Below are 18131 nucleotides of genomic sequence, written 5' to 3' on the forward strand. Positions count from 1 at the left end.
AAGCATCACACTGCCTCGGCAGATTGCGACGAGGGGTGTATCTCCGGAACGGTGAAAACCGACACCTCGCCCTTGAAGCCTTGCAGTTCAAACACGCCCGCCTGGACAACCGGCATCGACGCTCCCTCCGCAAATCCGGGACCAAGCACCAGAGGGATGCTCAGCTTTTTGGTCGTTGACTCGAGCCGTGCCGCGCGGTTCACCGGCGAGCCGATCGCGGTGTAATCGAAGCGCCGTTCGGAGCCGAAATTCCCTACGGAGCAGACGCCAGTCTCGATGGCGACGCCGATTTCGATGGAGGGATGCCCGCGCGCGACGAAACCGGCATTTTCGCGCTTCACCCGTTCGATCAGGGCAAGCCCCGCCTCGAGCGCGCGCTCGCGATGATCTGGCTGATCAAGCGGCGCGTTCCAGAAGGCTAGCACGGCATCGCCCATGAACTTGTCGATCGTCCCGTCGCGCTTGAGTATCTCATCGGTCGCAAGGCCGAGAAAGTGATTGACCACCTTTCCGATTTCCTGGGCACCGAGTTGTTCGCTCATCGTCGTGAAGCCGCGTATGTCACTCAGCAGGATTGTGATCTCGCGCTTCTCGCCGGACAGGATCGCTTCGGTGTCCGAATTTGCGAGGCGCTGCACCACGGAGGGCGACAGATATTGGGAAAACTGCCGTGCCAGGGTGGACCGGCGCTGCTCGCTGCGCCTGTAGAGGGCATAGCCTTCGAAGCCAGCTACGAGGATCGTCGCAAGCGCCGGCTGCAGTGGGTCATAGAGCTTACCCTGCAGGCTGTATTCGAGAGCGCCGAACGCGAAGGGCGTGGCAGCCAGGAGCGCCAGAGCGAGGGCGCCAAGCATGACACGCTGGGCGAGCACTCCGGAAAGCCCGATGAAAACGATGCCACTGAGGACCAACCACAGCCGCTCCAGCGTACGCGCTTGCGTTGGCTCTACAAGATAGCGCTCGGCAAGCATCTGGCCGATTGCATCAGCGTGGATGTCCACGCCTGGTCGCGCCGGACGCGCCGGGGTGGGCAGATACTGCGTCAATCCCACGGCTGACAGATCAACAATGGCGATCGCGTTCCGCAGCAGCGGATCGCCGCGACCCGAAAGGATATTACTGGCAGATATGCGCGGCGTATTGGTGTCGGTTTCCCAGAGGCGGATGCTGCCCTGCGGCTCAAGTGGCACAATGGTCCCGGCCATCCTGAGCGCGTCAAACCCGGCGACATTCATCCGGGCTACGTAGCCGTTCTCTCCGGCGTAGAGGCGCAGGAGTTCGAGCGCGAACGACGGCCAGAGCTGCACGCCTTGAGCCGTATTTCGGAGCCAGAGCAGCGGCACGTGGCGTAGTACGCCGTCGGGATCGGGCAAAGTGCGAATTACGCCGAGGCCTGCAGCGGCGCTCGAGAAATCAGGAAGGGAGCCTGTCAGACCGGTGAAGCCAGGAAGCGTCTCGGGTACCTGCCCGACGATCGACCAGCCGGCTTTGGGCTCTGCTTCTGAAACCGTCACCTCGTTGCCCAGGCTGACGGCGAGCGCCGTTCCATTTTTCGCCAGTGCGCTGGCGAGGCGCTTGTCTCCGGCGATGCCATCAGGAGAGATATCAGCCTCGGGCAGCACCAGCGCAAGCCCGATCACCGCGGCACCGGACTCGGCGACACCATCGACCAGATCGGCCAAAAGGCCACGGTTCCAAGGCCATCGCCCATATGCCTTAAGGCTCGCGTCGTCTATCGAGACAATGACAACAGGATTGCTCGTCGCCTGGCGCGGGGCGAGGGACTGGTAGAGGTCGTACGTGCGCTCGCGCAGGCGCGACAGCGGCCCGTCGAAAGCAAAATGGCAAGCGAGCAGCAAGAGTACGACCGCAAGACCAGGTATTTTCCGCCTGGCAGCCCGCCGCCAATCAAGCGAGGGGCTCATGCCGCTCGGCCAGCGTTACCGGCAGTCGGGAAAGCAGTCATCATCCTCATCATCCACCCCGCTGCCTACAGGGGGCGTTGGGCTGTCAGGGAACTCCATGGCCACGCCGGGCAATGCGCCGTCGGTGGACTTGCAGGCTTTGAGCGAATTGCCGAGTGCTGACGCACAAATCGCGCTTACGTTCAGCCCCGGACCCGGTTCGCCTGGCAGGCCGGTGCCGGCTATTCGATCGATGCTGTCCAAAATCGGGAACGCGTCGATACCGCCGTAGCCGGTCAGCAGTTTGTCATTGTCCGACGTGCAGGCGTGGCCCGGGTTTGTGATCACGAGCTTGCGACCATTCATCATGCAGGTCATGCGGCCGGCGCGCAGTATGCCGACGGTCTGACCAGCAATCACAAGCACCTCAATGATGCCACCTCTGGCTCCGAGCACCATGTGTGGCGTCGCAACTTGCATGTCGCCGCCTTTCGAAACCTGGCCGCCGTAGAAACGGGCCAGGCCGCTGTTCATCCTGATGTCGATCTTTCCTGATCGGGACCCCGGATTGTAGACGAATTCATCGATCGTCAGGCTGGTGTTCGGACCAATCTTGGCGCTCGACTCGTCCCGGAACACGAGCATTCCGAGACCGGTGATATTGCTGCGCAGCTGGTCGCCGAGTTCGACGCCAGCGCCGACGTTCATCGCCTCGCCGTGATTGCGGATAATGTTGGTCTGGTAGGCCGTCATGGACCCAACCGTTTCAGCGCCAGATGGTGCCGCAAAGGCAAGGCAGGCGATACAAGTGGCTATCTGACGATACAGGGTCCTCATCGCGGCCTCTTTCAGTTGAGTGTCAACGTGTAGCTCACGAGCAATTCGAATGAATCTCGGTCGCCGCTGGCGATCTCGAAGTCGGTTTCGCGATAGGCGAGATCGACACTGACCTTCTGCCATTCAGTGAGCTGAAAATCGCTTTCCGAGGCAATGCGCCAGAAGTCGCTCTGGATGTTCGCGCCGATGCCGACGGACAAGTTGGGAGTGTCGCTGTGGCCGGCCGAGACGGCGACCTGGTGAGACCATGCGAAAAGGTCCGGTACTTCCATCACCACGCCGCCGTAGCGGACCTCTCCCATGTAGCTGCGGCCGATTTCGCCAGCTCCGGAGGCGAAGTCAGTCGAGCCGACCAGGCGCAGTCCGAGCGCCTGGCCATTGCGGAAGCGGTAGCTGCCGCCTGCCTCATAGAAGACCCTGCTATCGGCGAAGATGCCTTTCGAGCTGCTTAGATCGATGTAGCCGGCACCTGCAAAAAGCGTCGTCTCGACGGTGGGGCGCACGAGGAAGCGCCCACTTAGACCGACGCCGGTCTCGTGAACGTCGCTGTCGAAGCGATCTGTGACGGCGAACGCGGAAAGCAGCAGCCGTAGCGAATCGATCCCGCTGTTGGGCAGTCCCTTGTCCAAGGTAATGGCGGCGTTCCCGTGGATAAAAGTCTCCTCGGCACCGGGAACCGACAGGTCTTTGGTGAAAAAGCGCTCTGTCGCTGCCAGCGAGCCCGAGAGGACAAGTGCATCAGCACTTGGCGTCCCGAGATCCCATCGGATAAAGCCTTCCGCCCGCCCATAGGGCGAGACCAAGGTGCGGTCGTCTTCGGCCCCGCCCGGCTCAAAATCGGTGGATGCGCTGAACATGCCGCCAGTCAGAGCGATTTCCCAAGTGACGCCACGTAACGCGCGCTCGATGCGGGCGAGCAGGCGAACGGCTTCCTGCTGCTCATCCGCGGACAGGTCCCCGACCTCGAGGCCGTACTGCGCCTGCCGCCGGGCCAATTCATAGGAGCCGACATGATAATACAACCGGCTGGCCGAGAGCCGGGCACGCGCATCGCGAGGATGTTTGATGAGATACTGCTCGATCGACGAGATCGCCTGATCGTACTGCCCTGCGTTGACGGCAACTGTGACGAATTGAGCTAGCGCTCCGTTGTCGGTCGGATTGGCAATGCGGGCCGAAAACGCATCGTCATAGGCCGGATAGAGACCTTGTGCGCCGGCCGGCAATATGCCGGTACAAAGCAGCGCCGCGGCGAAGCCGAGGATCATTGAAAACGAGGAATGCATGCCGAGAACCCACCCCAACCCGACTAGTGCAGCGGATCTAGCACGCCTGCACAAAAAAAAGCGACAGAACTGTCAGGAAACCTCCGAGTTTTCAGCAGCTGTTGCAGCTGCGCAACAAACTATCGCGTTCATTCGCATTTCGCCTACGCTTGTTGGTCAAACATCTTCTCAGCGTTGCTTGGCTTCCAGCAAGTATTCGCTACAAACGGCAACTAAGACGAATCATAATCAGCGGTGGATTGCGCAGCCGACAAGATCAATATTGTTTGCGCGATTCTCCACGTATCTGGTCGCCGCACGACGCATCAGGGTCACATGGAGCTCATCCGAAGGTCTTCCGCCGCGTTGCGCAAGCGCTCGGAGAGCTGGCGGGCGATGCTTCTCAGGACGGCCTGCGCGATGTGCGGCTTAGCCTTTGTTATCTTGTTGAACGCCGACGAGGTCACTTCATAGGCAACAACGTCCTCGTCCGCGATCACGTCCGTCGAGCGCGCCTACAGCACGAGCATGGTGGCCAGTCCCAGCATCAGGCCCATGCCTACAATATCGGTCACCGTCGTGAGGAAGATCGCGGAAGCCACGGCCGGATCGGCGCCGACCCGCCGCAGGCCCAACGGGATCAGCACGCCGGAGATCCCGGACATGAGGCACGATCCGGACATGGCAAGCAGGATCACAAGCGCCAGCATGGGGGCCTGGGATGCCGACTCCGGCTGCCGTGAAGCGTAGAACCACATGGCCGCAGCCGCCACCAGACCGACGAGCAAGCCGTTGGCGATCCCGAGCGCTCCCTCCCTCAGCACCAAGTGCAGCTTCGGTCGTTTGTCCACATCCCCTAAGGCGAGGCCACGCAGCGTAATAGCCAGCGCCTGACAGCCGGTGTTTCCGCTCTGTCCGGCCAACACCGGGAGGAACGCCGCCAACGCGACGATCTTCTCGATCGTGCCTGTGAACGAGCCGACCACGAAAGCGGCTATGAAGGCCGTCAGCAGGTTGAGCTGCAGCCACGGATGACGTTTCAAGAAGGCTGAAAACAGCGGAGTGAAAGAACGCTCCTCCTTCTGGACACCCACCATCTGGCCAGGCTGGGCAGAAATCTCGATGATTTGCTGCTCGAACAGCCGCCAGCCGCGAACCTGCCCGAGCAGCCGGTTCTCCGCGTCCACCACGGGATAGACAGGGTAGTGACGGCGTACCGCGGCCTTGCAGGCTTCGCTCAAAGGCATATCGACGTGAAGGGCGAACGGACTTGCCAGCATAATTTGATCCACCGTCGCGTCGGCCTCGCTCAGCATCAGATCGCGCAAGACCACTAGGCCAACCAGTCTATCGCCCTCGTCCGTGATATAGAGGTAAGTCAACTCGGTCGGCACCTGCGCGCGCCTGACGGCCTCGACCGCGGCGGCTACCGTGGTCCCGACAGCAACGCTGGCGGGGATCGGATCCATCAGCTCGACGATGGCCTCGGGGATCGCGAGATCCTTGCCGTCGGTATGAGATTTGATGGGCCTCCTTTGCGAGGGAAAATGCTCCGCCACCTTCCGGGCGTGCTTATCCGGTAACAACTTTAGTGCGTCGCGGATGAACTCGGGAGACTCTCGGGCTAGCAATTCAGCCGCGTCGTCAGGGGCTCGAGCACGCAGCGTGCGCACCAACTTCTGAATGTCGTTCTCTTCCCTCATCTGTTCCCCCAAACTCTAATGTTGCGCCTCTGAGCTTATAGACGGAACCGGTTCGCTCTGCCCAGGCGCACGGTGGCCTAAGCGCCTCGATCCGGAATCTTCGCCTTCTCGGGGCGCCGAGTAGACCGACCCAGACAAATCTGAGCCATTGCGTGGGTGCATATAGGCGGGCTGTAACGTCACCGTGTCGCCAAGAGAATTGACGTGTTGCCGAAACGTCACCGTCGATTTCCCGAGCTCTGCGAGCACGTCGCAACTCATCAACGAAGTAAGGTCGGCAAATGGGCCGTCGCGGCCCTGCTCATTGGGGTGCGCTCAGCCCGACAGTTCGCGTGCCGGCCGCGATTCAACCTGGGAAGATGGTGAAGCCGCCATCGACGCGAATGACCTGCCCGTTGATGAAACGCGCGCGCGGACCGGCGAGGAAGGCCACCGCTTCGGCGATCTCTTCAGGCTCGGCATAGCGGTTCAGCGATTTCTTGCTCGAATCCATGCGCTCCGGATCGACGACGCGGCTCGCCTGGAACCGTGCCGTCTTGGTGGCGCCGGGGCTCACCGCATTGATGCGCACGCCATCGTCGATCAGTTCCTTGGCGAGGCAACGCGTATAATGCACGACGGCCGCCTTAAGCGTGGAGTAGACCACCTCCGGCGAGCATCCGATATGCGCTGCCGCCGAGGCAATGTTGATCACCGAGCCTGAGCCGCGCTTGACCATAGGCGGAATGAACGCCTGGCAGACCAGCATCGTGCCGATGAGATTGTTCTCGGTCAGCACCTTGATGTCTTCATAGTCGATGTCGAGCGCGTTGTTGGGACTGGGCTTTACCCCCTTGGCGCCGATGTCGCCGCCGGCGCAGTTGACCAGAACATGCACATCGCCGAGTTCCGCCTCGATCTTCCTCTTCATTTCGGCAACGGCTTGCCTGTCACCGATGTTGCCCGTAACCGCGGTTACCCGTGTCCCATGCTTTTCCAGACCCCTGGCGGATTCGCCGAGGTCTGCGAATTCGCCATATTGCGACGGCCGGGTCCAGTCGAGATCGTGGATGGCGACGTTTGCGCCAAGTTCGGCCAGGCGGTCGGCCATGACGCGACCAAGGCCGCGTCCCGAGCCGGTCACGAAGGCGGTCAGGCCGCTGAGTTCTCGGGCAGTCATGCTGGTTTCTCCATTGCAATGAAATCGAACTTCTTCATGTTGGCGGCGCTGCGCCGGATCATGTCGAGCTCATACGAAACCAGCGCGCCGTCATCGTCGCGCTCCCATGGCGTCCGGTAGTCGGCGTCGTCAGCAAGGCGGTTTACGCGCGCGGCACTCAGGCAGGCCGCGAACTCGCGCGCGGATTTCGGTGCATACTCGTTCCACCAGTCGTCGGTGAGACAGCGAACGTGGCGGGCTTCCAGCGCGCCTGGCTCAAGCACGGCCGTCAGCGTGTCGTGGTGCTTGGCGAGGATGGCTGCCAGTTCGGCGAAAGGCACGGCGCCGTCGCCGATCGCGCAGCGGACCAGACGATAGCCCTCATCGGTGAACTGCACGCGATAGTCCTTGAGGTGGACATGGCGGACGTGCGGTGCGATGCGCCGCGTGAAGGCAAGCGGCGCCTCGCCGACAGGGAAGGTGTTGCCGGTGTCGTAGGTGATGCCGACGCCCGGCCCACCGAGTTCGCAGAACGCGACCAGTTCGTCGCTGCCGAAGTCCTGATGGTTTTCGATGCCGAGCACCCGGCCCTCAGCCGCCGCACGCGGCCCCCATTCCGTCAAGGCAGCGCGGATCGTCGCGTCGAACTCGCTCCATTTCGGGCCCCACAGGTTGCGGTCGCCGCACAGGACGGGGGTCAGTGCGATACGGATCGTTGTCGCCTCGAGCAGGCGCGCCGCCCGAAACGCACTGTCCAACGGACCGGCCACCAGAAGTCCGCCACTGACCACCGGGACGATGTCGAGCGCGATCAGACGCTTGCGTAGGTCGACGATTTCGGGGTCCGGCAAGTCGGTCAACCACGGTTCGTAGATCTCGAGCGTGCGTGCGCCCAGTTCCTGCGCAAGCGCCATGAAGCCTTCCAGCCCGGTCCCGTCCGGATTGTGCCGCGGCGTACCGCGTCCCTGCAGGCCGAGAGTGTAGGTCAGTCCGTATGGGTTGAGGCCGAGACGAAACATCAGCTTGGCAGTTCCGTTGAAGGATTTGGAAGCGATCGCATCAGCGCAGACCGGCATCGACTGCGATGGACTGCTTGGTGATCATGCGGCTGTCATCGGCGGCAAGGAAGAGCACGGTCCGCGCGATCTCCTCGCCCAGCAGGACGCGGCGGATGAGTTGCCGCTGCACCGTTTGGTCGATTGCGTCCTGGGTCTTGAACCACAGCTGGCGCTGGTTCTAATTGGCGTTCCTTCGAATACCGTCAACAATACCGTCACAAAATGGCTTAAATCCAAATCTGCGACGGAGCACCTCGCAGTATCCGAAACACCGCCGATCGCCGCACGGCCGTGCAGTGTCCTGAGATACCATCTTTCTGTTGGCCTCTGCTGTAGGGATGCCTGTTAGATCGTTAGCTCGGGATCGTGCTGCTTGCCAACCGGATTTTTGTGCTCTGACGGATCGATGGGCTGTCGCGCGTCTTTTGTTCCCATCGCGGCTGAGGAAGCGGGTCGTCAGTCAGGAAATGACCGATAGCATTGACAATGCACCAAACCCTCCTCGCCTTTGGTCCGTTGGACCGATGACGCTGCCGAGATTTCCCCATTTCTCGTCTGCGTTGTCGGTCTCTTTTTTGGCCGGGCGGGCGGCAACTCGTTCGGATTGCCCTTTAGTGGGGGAGCGTCACCTGCACCGATTAAGCGGTTCAGTGCCCTGCGTTCTGGCCCTTAGGAATGTGTCTCGTGCAGAATGCCGTTGTTGAACGGTAAAAAGGGGGCTGTTTGTGGAGGCGTTCAGTATTAGGCGCTGGGGCCGTCTGGTCCCGTCATTGCGTGCCATTGCTCGATGTGCGGGCCCGTTTGAGCGCCAAGCGACACACACACCATGGCCAGCAACGGTAAGACTGTGATACCATTGCACAAGTTGCGTCGCCGTCGGCAGACTGCCGTTTCCGCGAAGCCGGACAAGCGCAGTGCTCAGTATCGTAACTCTCAACCCGATGAACAAGTAGCCGCGGATTATGGAACTTGTCGTCGCCCTTGGCCTGATCGCCTTCAAGGTCGCGTTGCTGATTGCGATCCTGCTGCTGCTGCCTTTGCCGCTGACCTGGGTGGAACGCAAGATCGCCGGGCACATCCAGCAGCGGATGGGGCCGATGCGCGTGGGGTGGCACGGGCTGCTGCAGCCGGTGGCGGACGGCATCAAGCTCTTGACCAAAGAGGACCACATCCCGGCCGAAGCCGACCGCTTCCTGTTCAAACTGGCGCCAATCCTGGCGCTCGCCCCGCCCTTTGTGGTGTTCGTCGCGATCCCCTTCGGCGAAAGCATCTCGGTCCTCGGTCACGAGATCACACTCTACGTCTCCAACATGAATGTGGCCCTCCTTTTCGTCTTCGCGGTGATCGGGATCGAGGTCTATGGCGTCATCTTCGGCGGCTGGGCCGCGAACAGCAAATACGCGGTCCTGGGCAGCCTCAGAACCTGCGCGCAGATGATCAGCTACGAGATCCCCATGGGGTTCGCGGTCATCGGCGTGGTCATGCTGGCGCAATCCATGAGCCTGCTCGATATCGTGCGGGCACAGGCCGATGTCTGGAACATCGTCTACCAACCGGTCGGATTTTTCGTATTCTTCGTCGCCGGGCTGGCCGAAGCGCAGCGCATTCCGTTCGACCTGGCGGAGGCGGAAGGCGATCTGGGGGCCGGGTTCCATACCGAATACAGCGGCATCCGCTTTGCGTTCTTCATGGTCAGCGAATACGCCGTCATGCTGCTGGTGTCGGTCCTGTCGGTCATCCTGTTCTTCGGCGGCTGGAACGGCGTGCTGATCCCGTTGCCGCCGCTCCTCTGGTTCGCGCTCAAGGTCGCGTTCTTTCTCTATGTGTTTATGTGGTTCCGCTTCACCTTCCCGCGCTATCGATACGACCAACTGATGGCGATCGGCTGGAAAGTCTTGCTTCCACTGTCACTGGCGAACATAATAGTAACAGGTGTTGCTTTCCTTTGAGGGCCACCCCAAGCGAGGCGGCGATGTCGCGCGCACTGCACATAAGTGGAACATGGATCGGCTGGGCATTCTTCGCCGATCTAGCGGGCGCCTTGGCGCTGACCTTCGGCTACATGTTCTCCAGATCCGTGACCATGCAGTATCCTGACAAGGAAAAATGGTTGCCCTATTCGCGTTACCGCGGGCATCACTTCCTGACGCGCGACGAAGAGGGCGAGATCAAGTGCGTGGCCTGCGAACTCTGCGCGCGGATTTGTCCCTGCGACTGTATCGAAGTCATTCCCTACGAGGACGAGAAGGGCAACCGGCATCCAGCTAAATTCGAGATCGACATGGCCCGCTGCCTGTTCTGCGGGCTGTGCGAGGACGCCTGCCCGGCCGACGCGATCGCGCTTGGCCAACAGTACGAATTCTCGAGTTTTTCCTCGCGTGACCTGGTGGTCGGGCGCGACGACCTGCTCGGCAAACCGGGCAAGGCGACGACCGGCGGCGGCGTGGTCGCCGCGCGCCTGAACACCGAACAGGACGTGCTGGTCGAGACGAGCGAGCCTCAGGGATACAACTGGTGGCGGAATATCCGCCGAACGTGAACGCGCGGCAGCCGTCAAGCCGGAGCACAGGAGGCTCAGATGCTTGTCCGCCAAATCTTGAAGACCAAATCTCCCGAGCTCATCTCGGTCACACCAGATCAGACGGTCGTAGAAGTCCTGCGGCTGTTTCGGGACAACAACATCGGATTCGTGGTCGTCAGCCGTTCGCCCGGGGAATGCCTGGGCACGCTGTCGGAGCGGGACTGCTGCTATGCGGTGGCTGAATACGGAATCGAGGCGCCCACAATGCGGGTCGCCGACATCATGAACCGCAGTGTGGTGACCTGTTCGACACAGGATTTGCTGCCCTTTGTGATGTCGCTCATGACCGACCGACGCACGCGCCATGTGTTGGTCATGGATGGCGACGCTTCTGTCGGCGTGGTGAGCATCGGCGACGTGGTCAAGCACCGGCTCGACGAATTGCTCCGTACCGAGCAAGCGTTGAGCGATTACATTGCCGGCACCCCTTATCACTGAGGATGCAAACCCGGGGGAGCCGATTAGGGTGAACTGCCCGGAAGCTCGGCAATGCCTTGGCCGCGATTTTCAGGGCGCGCCCCGACTCCGGTGGCGAAGGCAGCGTGCGCCTTTTGAACCTCCACCGGACAAGGGTATTCGCCCCGCCGCATAAGGCTGTTGAGACGCAGGTCTCTATAGTTTTCAGGCACGAACACGAGGTCCGGGGGAAAATGCCTGTTGACCTTGAGCTGCGCCCTCAGTTCGCCCTGGGCGGATCGCACGACCACCTGATCGCGATCCGAAAGGCAAAGCTGCGCGGCGTCCCACGCGCTCATCTCAACATATGGGTCATCCGCCACCGTATTCAGGATCTCCGAGCGTTCGGAAAGATATCCATTGTGGAACAGGCAGTTGCCGGTGACCAACATGAGCCGGTCGGCCGCATTCGGGTTAGGCGGAGGGGCGAAGAACTCGCCAGCCGGCGGCGTCGGGTCCGCCGTGGTGAATGCTCCGTCGGCTCCAAGCCCGTCCGTCAGCCCTTGGTAGGCCGGAACCAGCCGGGCAATCTCGCGGAAGATTTCGCCTTGCATCGACGGTTGCAATGCCTGGTTGCGGAGCGCTGCGACGAAGTCGAAGATCGCTAGATTGCCCCGCGCCTCGAAGGCGGGTTCGCGGAACTTGCAGACCTTCTGGATCCGGCCCTCGTTGTTGGTGAAGGTGCCGGTTTCCTCGCCATAACCCGCCGCTGGCAGGACGACATCGGCCACGCCCACCGTATCTGTGAGGAACGTGTCCTGCACGATCAGGAGATCGGTGGCATCAAGCGCCCGCTTGACGAATCCCCGGTCGGGATAGGCCATCAGAGGGTCGCTTCCGGCGATATAAAGCGCGCCTACCCGCCCCTCGTTACAAAGCGCCAGCATGGCGTCGAGATCTGCGCCCGGCTCAGGCGGAATTTCGGCGCCCCAGGCCCGTACGAGAGCGGTGCGCGCCGCATCATCGTTGACCGGGCGCAGCCCCGGCAGTGCCGCCGACAGAACCCCCATGTCCCAGGCGCCCAACTGGTTGGCACGGTCGAAGAGGAACTGCATCGCCAGGTCCTTGCCGAGTATGCGGAGAAGCTGCAACAGGTTTCTGAGTTGCTGCAACGTCGCGCGCGCTTCGGGTGATCTCAGGAGATCGGCGCTGACAAGAACGGTGACGCTGCGGCCTTCCAGCAGCGCGGCGACCAGACGGTCCGGCCCGTTACTCTCTGCGGTCGCTTCCGGCCCACCGCTTGTCGCGCCCCTGTCGGCAAAAACGTCACGCGGCAAGGCCTGACCAGCCGCCGCCACCAGCCCGGCCACTACCGCGGCAAGGCTCGCTGCCTCACCGCCCGGCCGAACGCGAACGACCACCCGGGCATCGGCGTCCAGACGGGATGGCCGCGCCGAGAGCATGAGCAACCCGGTCTGCCGCCGCCGGGCGCTGTCTCGCAGCAGGTATTCAGTGACCGGGTTCTCGTCGGTCACGTTGCCACCGACGACAAGCACGCAGTCGTTGCCGATCACCTCCTCCAGCGGCGCGCGGGTGTAGAAGCCCGCCACCAACGGGCCGAGCGTCTCGAAGGGCGTGGACCAGCGCGACGAGCAGTCGATGTTGTTGGTCCGGAATACCGTCCGCATCAGCTTCTGGAACTGATAAAGCACCTCGTTGGGCAGGCGCGGCGAGGCCAGCCCGCCCGCAGCCTTGCTCTCGACGGCCGACAGGCCTAGGCGCAGGTAGTCCCCGGCTTCGTCCCAGGAAACCGGAACCAAGGCACCATCACGACGGATCATCGGCCGCTTGATCCGGTCCTGGCTCTCTACGAAATCGAGGCCGAAGCGTCCCCGCACGCAGAGCGTTTCGCGGTTGAGCCCCTCGTCCCACTTCGAGCGGACCCGCATGAACTCGCCCTTGCGTGTGCCGACGGTCAGCTGGCAGCCCGTGCCGCAGTGCGGACAGACCGTGTCGGTCTCGACCAGATCCCAGGGCCGCGCCTTGTAGCGATAGGGGAAGCTCATCAGCGCGCCAACCGGGCAGACCTCGACGCAATTGCCGCACTGGTCGCAACTCGCGAGACTGCCCTCGAAGCCGGTGACGGCGGTATCCATGCCTTTTTCGATGGTGCCCAAGGCGACCGCTCCGACCACGTCCTCGCACATCCGGACGCAGCGCTGGCACTGGATGCAGCGGTTGACGTTCATGATGATGACGGGGCTGAGACGGATGTCCTCGGAGTGGAACACACGTTTGGCATCGCGGAACCGGCTTTCGCGGGGCCCGTACGCCATCACCTGGTTCTGAAGCTCACATTCGCCGCCCTTGTCACAGATCGGGCAGTCGAGGGGGTGGTTGGCGAGCAGCATGTCGAGCATGGAAGAACGTGTTTCGTCGACCAGCGGCGTGTTGGTCCGCACCACCATGCCGTCGGTGACCGCGGTGGCGCAGGAAGGCTGCAGCCGCCGCTGCCCTTCGATCTCCACCAGGCACATGCGGCAGGAGGCCAGCGCCGGCAGCCGCTTCAGATAGCAGAAGGTCGGGATTTCGATGCCCAAACGCTCGGCAGCCTGCAGCACCGTAGAGCCTGCCTCCACTTCCAGCGTTTGTTCATCGATCGTGACGCTAACCATGACTTCTTGCGGCCTTCTCCCTGCGCGCTCCTTAGTGAAACGAGCACCTGCCCTCCTCGATATGGGCGACGAATTCATGCTCGAAATGCGCCAGCGCCGCCCGCAGCCCCATAGCCGCGCCGTCGCCCAGAGCGCAGAACGTGTTGCCGAAAATGCCCTTGCAGAGCGCTTCCAGCTGTTCCAGATCGTCCGGCGCGCCCTGCCCTGCCTCGACCCGGCGCAGCACTTTCACCACCCAGTTCAGCCCTTCGCGGCAAGGCGTGCATTTCCCGCAGGACTCGTGGTGGAAGAACTCGATGATCCGGGTGGCGACCTTGACCATGCAGGTCGAGTCGTCGATCACGATCACTCCGGCCGAGCCAAGCATCGAGCCGACCGCAGCCAGCGAGTCGAAGTCCATCCCGACATCCAGCCCGCGCTCCGGGATCAGCGGCGCCGAGACCCCGCCGGGGATCACCGCCTTGATCCTGCGCCCCGGCGGCGGCCCGCCCGCGCGGTCCTCGACCAGTTCACGCAGCGATATGCCCATCGGCAGTTCGTAAAGGCCCGGGTTCCGCACGTGCCCGCTGAGGCAATAAAGCTTCGGACCGGGGCTCTTGTCAGGGCCGATGCCGCGAAACCAGTCCGGCCCCCGCGCCACAATATGCGGCACGCAGACCAGCGTCTCGACATTGTTGATCACGGTCGGGCTGGCGTAGAGCCCCGCGACCGCCGGAAATGGCGGTTTCAGACGGGGCTGCGCCCGCTTGCCTTCGAGCGAGTCGAGCATCGCCGTCTCCTCGCCGCAGATATATGCGCCGGCGCCGCAATGGATGTGCACGACGAAATTGAAATCCAAGCCCAGAATCCGTGTCCCCAGATAACCCTTCGCATGGGCCTCGGCGATCGCCTGCTCCAGCCGGTGGATCGCCAGCACGTATTCCCCGCGGATGTAGACATAGGCGGTTTCCGCCCCGATCGCGTAGGCGCTGATCGCCATGCCCTCGATCAGCTGGTGCGGATCACGCTCCATGATGATCCGGTCCTTGAACGTGCCGGGCTCGCCCTCATCGGCGTTGCAGCACAGGTATTTCGGCTTGTCGGCCCGTTTTGGCACGAAGCTCCATTTCAACCCCGTCGGGAATCCGGCGCCGCCGCGACCGCGCAGGTTCGATTGCTTGACGAGGTCGATGATCTCGTCGGGCGTGTGCTCGCGCAGCGCCTTCGCCAGCGCCTGGTAGCCGCCGCCGGCCTCATAGCTCGAAAGCAGATGGCCATCCGGCACGTCCATGTTTCTGAGAAGGACCGGTTCGAACATGGCGGCTATTCACCCGGCGGTCCTGCGGCGGCGAGTTCGGCGCCAGTCGCTTGCCCTGCCGCCGCGCGCAGCCTGTCCAAGAGCGCGTCGATCCGCGCAATGTCGAGGTCGCCGTGATAGTCGTCGCCGACCTGCATCACCGGGGCCATCTCGCAAGCGCCGAGGCATTCGACGGTCGAAAGCGTGAACAGCCCGTCCGGGGTCGTGCCGCCCTTTTCGATCCCCAGCACAGTCTCCAGATGCCTCAGTAGGTCCTCGGATCGGCGCAGCATACAGGATAGGTTGTCGCAGAGTTGCAAGTGGAACAGACCCACCGGCTCGGTATGGAAGAGGGTGTAGAAGGTCGCCAATTCGTAGACCCAGACCCGCTCGACACCCAGGATGTCGGAGACCTCTTCCAACACCGGGCCGGGCAGATGACCATGTTCCTTCTGCGCGATCAGAAGCGCGGGCATGATCGCCGAGCGCTGGTCGGGATACCGCGCCGCCGCCGCCTCTATCTGTTCGCGCATGTTCATCTCGTCCAAAATTCCCTGCTACTTGTCTACCTCGGCCATCACAGGGTCGAGGCTGCCGAGCACGGCGATCATGTCCGCCAGGTAGCGGGCATTGCTGACCCCGAACAGTCCCTGAAGGTTGACGAATGACGGCGCCCGCACTTTCATCCGGAACGGTTTTTGCGACCCGTCGCTGATGATGTAGAACCCGAGCTCGCCCTTTGGCGCCTCGATCGCCGAATAGACCTCGCCCTTCGGCACCTTGAAGCCATAGGCCGATAGGTCGAAATGCTGGATCAGCGCCTCCATCGAGCAGTGTACTTTGTCCTTGTTCACCGGGAAAGCGATTGTCGGCATATCGATCTGGAACGGCCCCTCGGGCATCTGGTCGAGGCATTGTTCGATGATCCGGACGCTCTCGCGCATCTCCTCGACCCGGCATCGCCAGCGCGCGTAGCAATCGCCCTCGTCGCGGGTGATCACGTTGAAGTCGAGCCGGTCGTAAATCTCGTAAGGCTCGTCGCGGCGGATGTCCCAGTCGACGCCTGAAGCGCGCAGGTTCGGGCCGCTTAGGCCGAGATCGATACCGTCCTCGCCCGAGATCACGCCGATCCCCTGCGTTCGCTTCAGGAACACCCGGTTGTTCTCGACCAGCCGTTCATAGTCGCGAATCCGATTCGGGAAGATGTCGCAGAACTCCCTGATCTTGGGGAAGAACCCGTCGGGCAGGTCCTCGCGCACACCCCCGACCCGGCAGAAGGAGGTGTGCATCCGCGCCCCGCTGATCATCTCCAATAGGTCCATGATCATTTCACGCTCGCGCATGGCGTAAACCAACGCGGTCATGGCGCCCAGGTCCATCGGCAACGCGCCGGTGATCAGGAGGTGACCGGAGATCCGCGCGAGTTCGGCCATCAGCACGCGGATATATTGCGCGCGGATCGGCGCTTCGATGCCCAGGAGCTTCTCCACCGCTAGCGCGAAAGCGAGGTTGTTCGAGGGCGGGCAGAGGTAGTCGAGCCGGTCGGTTAGCGGAAAAATCTGGGTGTAAGTGAAGCTCTCGGCCAGCTTTTCGGTGCCGCGGTGGAGGTAGCCGATGTGTGGGTCCACGCGCGCGACATACTCGCCGTCCAGCTCAAGGACGAGCCGCAGCACCCCATGCGTGCTGGGATGCTGCGGGCCGAGGTTGAGAAGCACCTCCTTTGTGTCGAGCGCTTCACCTGCCGGCCTGCTCAGTTCCGTGACTTCGGTCATCTCACTTCCCGGCTTCGAACGGCCTCCCTTATGGAATGTCCTTGGTGGCGAGATCGGGCTGCGTCGGCGGCGGGCCTTCCGCGCCAAACGGGTTCAGCGTGTCCTTGTAGCCCCGGAGCGGAAAGTCCTTGCGCTGAGGAAAGCCCTCGAAGCCTTCCCACATGTAGATCCGGCGCAGGTCGGGATGGCCCTCGAACCGGATGCCATACATGTCCCAGGCCTCGCGCTCGTGCCAGTTGGCGGTGCGCCAGACCCCCGTCACTGACGGGACCCGCGGCGGATCGCCGAGGCGGCATTTGATCCGAACGCGCCATTTGTTCGGCAGCGAATAGAGGTGGTACACCGCCTCGTAGCGTGGTGTGTCGGGGTAGTGATCGACGCCGCAGATGTCGGACAGGAAATCGAACCTCAGCATAGTGTTTTCCTTCAGGAACCGGCAGAGATCGACGATCATTCCGGACGGCGCGGCGAAGGCATGAACACCGTGCGCGAAACCGAGGTCGTCGATCCCCCCGCTGAAACGCTCCGCGATCGCCGCGGGGATGAGAGGGGCTTCGCCGCTCATGACGCCGCGATCCGTTCCAGAGGCGTCCCGGCCAGCGCCCGGGATTTTTTGATCTTCTCCTGAAGCAGAAGGATGCCATGCATCAGCGCCTCGGGCCGCGGCGGGCAGCCGGGCACATGCACGTCCACCGGCACGAAAGTCTCCGCCCCCTGCACCACGGCGTAGGTGTTGTAGACCCCGCCCGAGATCGCGCAGGTGCCCATGGCGATGACCCAGCGCGGCTCCGGCATCTGGTCATAGAGCCGGCGCACGACCGGAGCGAACTTCCGCGTCACCGTGCCGGCGATGATCATCACGTCGGACTGGCGCGGCGAAGGCCGGAACACCACGCCGAAGCGGTCGAGATCGTAGCGGGCACAGCCGGCCGAGATCATCTCGATGGCGCAGCAGGCAATCCCGAAGGTCTCGGGCCAGAGCGCCGACCGCCGGCTCCAGCTGATGACACTGTCGGCGGTGGTGAACAGCACGCTGTCGCGGATCGTTTCGCCTACTCCTCCCATTCCAGCGCTCCCTTCAGCCAGGCGTAGGCGAAGCCCACGATAAGCAGCAGCATGAAGACAAACATCTCGACATAGCCGACGAGCCCGATCTCCTTCAGCACGACCGCCCAGGGAAACAGGAACATCGCCTCGACGTCGAACACCACCAGCAGGATTGCGAGGATGAAGAACTGCACCCTGAAGCGGCCCCCGGCGGCCTCGCCGGCCGGGTCCATGCCGCACTCATAGGGCATGTTCTTCGCGGGATAGGGGTTGGACGGGCGCAGGAGCGAGGAGACGAACAGCGTCACCACGGCCACCAGGACAATTCCGGCGACCATGAAGAGAACCGGCAGGAATTCCATTCCAGTCATGTCGCGCTGCCCTGGTCACCCACCGAGGGCTTGCTCAAGCTGCGACCGACCAATCTTCAGGCCGGCGGTGCTGGCCCTCGTGCAGCGACTAGGGCATCCTTTCGTACG

General features: G+C 62.6%; 18 protein-coding genes. 4 read left to right on the forward strand and 14 right to left on the reverse strand.

The features are described from left to right. Window positions 1-5 precede the first annotated feature (5 nt). From AC0L3D_RS10270 to AC0L3D_RS10300, 7 genes are all read right to left on the reverse strand, one after another. Window positions 6-1859: a CHASE2 domain-containing protein gene (locus AC0L3D_RS10270; RefSeq protein WP_473644138.1), complete on the reverse strand. Its 1854-nt coding sequence runs from the start codon at window positions 1857-1859 to the stop codon at window positions 6-8. Between the two features lie 81 nt (window positions 1860-1940). Then, window positions 1941-2657, reverse strand: coding sequence for a FecR domain-containing protein (locus AC0L3D_RS10275; RefSeq protein WP_027152473.1), 717 nt, complete (start codon window positions 2655-2657; stop codon window positions 1941-1943). Between the two features lie 95 nt (window positions 2658-2752). Continuing rightward, window positions 2753-3967 carry a tetratricopeptide repeat protein gene (locus tag AC0L3D_RS10280; protein WP_473644140.1) on the reverse strand — a complete coding sequence of 405 codons (1215 nt, stop codon included), beginning with the start codon at window positions 3965-3967 and terminating at the stop codon, window positions 2753-2755. A gap of 371 nt (window positions 3968-4338) precedes the next feature. Then, window positions 4339-4506: a hypothetical protein gene (locus AC0L3D_RS10285; protein WP_023800410.1), complete on the reverse strand. Its 168-nt coding sequence runs from the start codon at window positions 4504-4506 to the stop codon at window positions 4339-4341. A gap of 15 nt (window positions 4507-4521) precedes the next feature. Next, entirely contained in the window at window positions 4522-5709 is a 1188-nt protein-coding gene (locus AC0L3D_RS10290; protein WP_023800409.1) for a magnesium transporter, read from the reverse strand. A 346-nt stretch (window positions 5710-6055) separates the two neighbouring features. Beyond that, the gene (locus AC0L3D_RS10295; RefSeq protein WP_023800408.1) at window positions 6056-6868 is read right to left on the reverse strand and encodes an SDR family NAD(P)-dependent oxidoreductase; all 813 of its coding nucleotides are present in this window, start codon (window positions 6866-6868) and stop codon (window positions 6056-6058) included. Continuing rightward, the gene (locus AC0L3D_RS10300; RefSeq protein ID WP_473644142.1) at window positions 6865-7761 is read right to left on the reverse strand and encodes a sugar phosphate isomerase/epimerase family protein; all 897 of its coding nucleotides are present in this window, start codon (window positions 7759-7761) and stop codon (window positions 6865-6867) included. Before AC0L3D_RS10300 ends, AC0L3D_RS10295 begins: the two co-directional genes overlap by 4 nt. A gap of 121 nt (window positions 7762-7882) precedes the next feature. On the opposite strand from AC0L3D_RS10300, the gene AC0L3D_RS10305 reads away from it, so the two are divergent. The 4 genes from AC0L3D_RS10305 (at window position 7883) to AC0L3D_RS10320 (ending at window position 10924) form a co-directional block, all read left to right on the forward strand. Next, window positions 7883-8254: a hypothetical protein gene (locus AC0L3D_RS10305; RefSeq protein ID WP_473644144.1), complete on the forward strand. Its 372-nt coding sequence runs from the start codon at window positions 7883-7885 to the stop codon at window positions 8252-8254. A 613-nt stretch (window positions 8255-8867) separates the two neighbouring features. Further along, window positions 8868-9854: an NADH-quinone oxidoreductase subunit NuoH gene (nuoH, locus tag AC0L3D_RS10310; protein WP_023800393.1), complete on the forward strand. Its 987-nt coding sequence runs from the start codon at window positions 8868-8870 to the stop codon at window positions 9852-9854. 23 nt (window positions 9855-9877) lie between these two features. Continuing rightward, complete coding sequence (locus tag AC0L3D_RS10315; protein ID WP_023800392.1) at window positions 9878-10444, forward strand: NADH-quinone oxidoreductase subunit I; 567 nt, start codon at window positions 9878-9880, stop codon at window positions 10442-10444. A 39-nt stretch (window positions 10445-10483) separates the two neighbouring features. Then, window positions 10484-10924 (forward strand): CBS domain-containing protein, encoded by a 441-nt coding sequence (locus AC0L3D_RS10320; protein WP_023800391.1) that lies wholly within the window; start codon window positions 10484-10486, stop codon window positions 10922-10924. 23 nt (window positions 10925-10947) lie between these two features. On the opposite strand, the gene nuoG is transcribed toward AC0L3D_RS10320, so the two are convergent. Genes nuoG through AC0L3D_RS10355 form a run of 7 tightly spaced genes read right to left on the reverse strand, consistent with a single transcriptional unit; the run spans window position 10948 to window position 18023 of the window. After that, window positions 10948-13557 (reverse strand): NADH-quinone oxidoreductase subunit NuoG, encoded by a 2610-nt coding sequence (gene nuoG / locus AC0L3D_RS10325; protein ID WP_473644146.1) that lies wholly within the window; start codon window positions 13555-13557, stop codon window positions 10948-10950. Window positions 13558-13588: 31 nt separating this feature from the next. Then, a complete protein-coding gene (gene nuoF, locus AC0L3D_RS10330; protein WP_473644148.1) occupies window positions 13589-14854 on the reverse strand; it encodes an NADH-quinone oxidoreductase subunit NuoF in 1266 nt (421 codons plus the stop codon). 5 nt (window positions 14855-14859) lie between these two features. Further along, on the reverse strand, window positions 14860-15372 hold the full coding sequence (locus tag AC0L3D_RS10335; RefSeq protein ID WP_065007026.1) for an NADH-quinone oxidoreductase subunit NuoE: 513 nt from the start codon (window positions 15370-15372) through the stop codon (window positions 14860-14862). A gap of 18 nt (window positions 15373-15390) precedes the next feature. Then, entirely contained in the window at window positions 15391-16605 is a 1215-nt protein-coding gene (nuoD, locus tag AC0L3D_RS10340) for an NADH dehydrogenase (quinone) subunit D (RefSeq protein ID WP_287219778.1), read from the reverse strand. A 28-nt stretch (window positions 16606-16633) separates the two neighbouring features. Then, window positions 16634-17170, reverse strand: coding sequence for an NADH-quinone oxidoreductase subunit C (locus tag AC0L3D_RS10345; protein ID WP_473626175.1), 537 nt, complete (start codon window positions 17168-17170; stop codon window positions 16634-16636). Beyond that, window positions 17167-17670, reverse strand: a complete 504-nt coding sequence (locus AC0L3D_RS10350; protein ID WP_254022061.1) for a NuoB/complex I 20 kDa subunit family protein — start codon at window positions 17668-17670, stop codon at window positions 17167-17169. Before AC0L3D_RS10350 ends, AC0L3D_RS10345 begins: the two co-directional genes overlap by 4 nt. Then, the gene (locus AC0L3D_RS10355; RefSeq protein ID WP_254022062.1) at window positions 17658-18023 is read right to left on the reverse strand and encodes an NADH-quinone oxidoreductase subunit A; all 366 of its coding nucleotides are present in this window, start codon (window positions 18021-18023) and stop codon (window positions 17658-17660) included. Before AC0L3D_RS10355 ends, AC0L3D_RS10350 begins: the two co-directional genes overlap by 13 nt. Window positions 18024-18131 lie beyond the last annotated feature (108 nt).

It is taken from the genome of Mesorhizobium sp. WSM4837, from assembly GCF_055811435.1.

Coding starts and splice junctions, on each gene's coding strand:
- AC0L3D_RS10320 (WP_023800391.1), top strand. CDS start 10,484: ATGCTTGTCCGCCAAATCTTGAAGACCAAATCTCCCGAGCTCATCTCG.
- AC0L3D_RS10290 (WP_023800409.1), bottom strand. CDS start 5,709: ATGAGGGAAGAGAACGACATTCAGAAGTTGGTGCGCACGCTGCGTGCT.
- AC0L3D_RS10315 (WP_023800392.1), top strand. CDS start 9,878: ATGTCGCGCGCACTGCACATAAGTGGAACATGGATCGGCTGGGCATTC.
- AC0L3D_RS10350 (WP_254022061.1), bottom strand. CDS start 17,670: ATGGGAGGAGTAGGCGAAACGATCCGCGACAGCGTGCTGTTCACCACC.
- AC0L3D_RS10300 (WP_473644142.1), bottom strand. CDS start 7,761: ATGGCGCTTGCGCAGGAACTGGGCGCACGCACGCTCGAGATCTACGAA.
- nuoF (WP_473644148.1), bottom strand. CDS start 14,854: ATGTTCGAACCGGTCCTTCTCAGAAACATGGACGTGCCGGATGGCCAT.
- nuoH (WP_023800393.1), top strand. CDS start 8,868: ATGGAACTTGTCGTCGCCCTTGGCCTGATCGCCTTCAAGGTCGCGTTG.
- nuoD (WP_287219778.1), bottom strand. CDS start 16,605: ATGACCGAAGTCACGGAACTGAGCAGGCCGGCAGGTGAAGCGCTCGAC.
- nuoG (WP_473644146.1), bottom strand. CDS start 13,557: ATGGTTAGCGTCACGATCGATGAACAAACGCTGGAAGTGGAGGCAGGC.
- AC0L3D_RS10355 (WP_254022062.1), bottom strand. CDS start 18,023: ATGACTGGAATGGAATTCCTGCCGGTTCTCTTCATGGTCGCCGGAATT.
- AC0L3D_RS10335 (WP_065007026.1), bottom strand. CDS start 15,372: ATGAACATGCGCGAACAGATAGAGGCGGCGGCGGCGCGGTATCCCGAC.
- AC0L3D_RS10275 (WP_027152473.1), bottom strand. CDS start 2,657: ATGACGGCCTACCAGACCAACATTATCCGCAATCACGGCGAGGCGATG.
- AC0L3D_RS10345 (WP_473626175.1), bottom strand. CDS start 17,170: ATGAGCGGCGAAGCCCCTCTCATCCCCGCGGCGATCGCGGAGCGTTTC.
- AC0L3D_RS10295 (WP_023800408.1), bottom strand. CDS start 6,868: ATGACTGCCCGAGAACTCAGCGGCCTGACCGCCTTCGTGACCGGCTCG.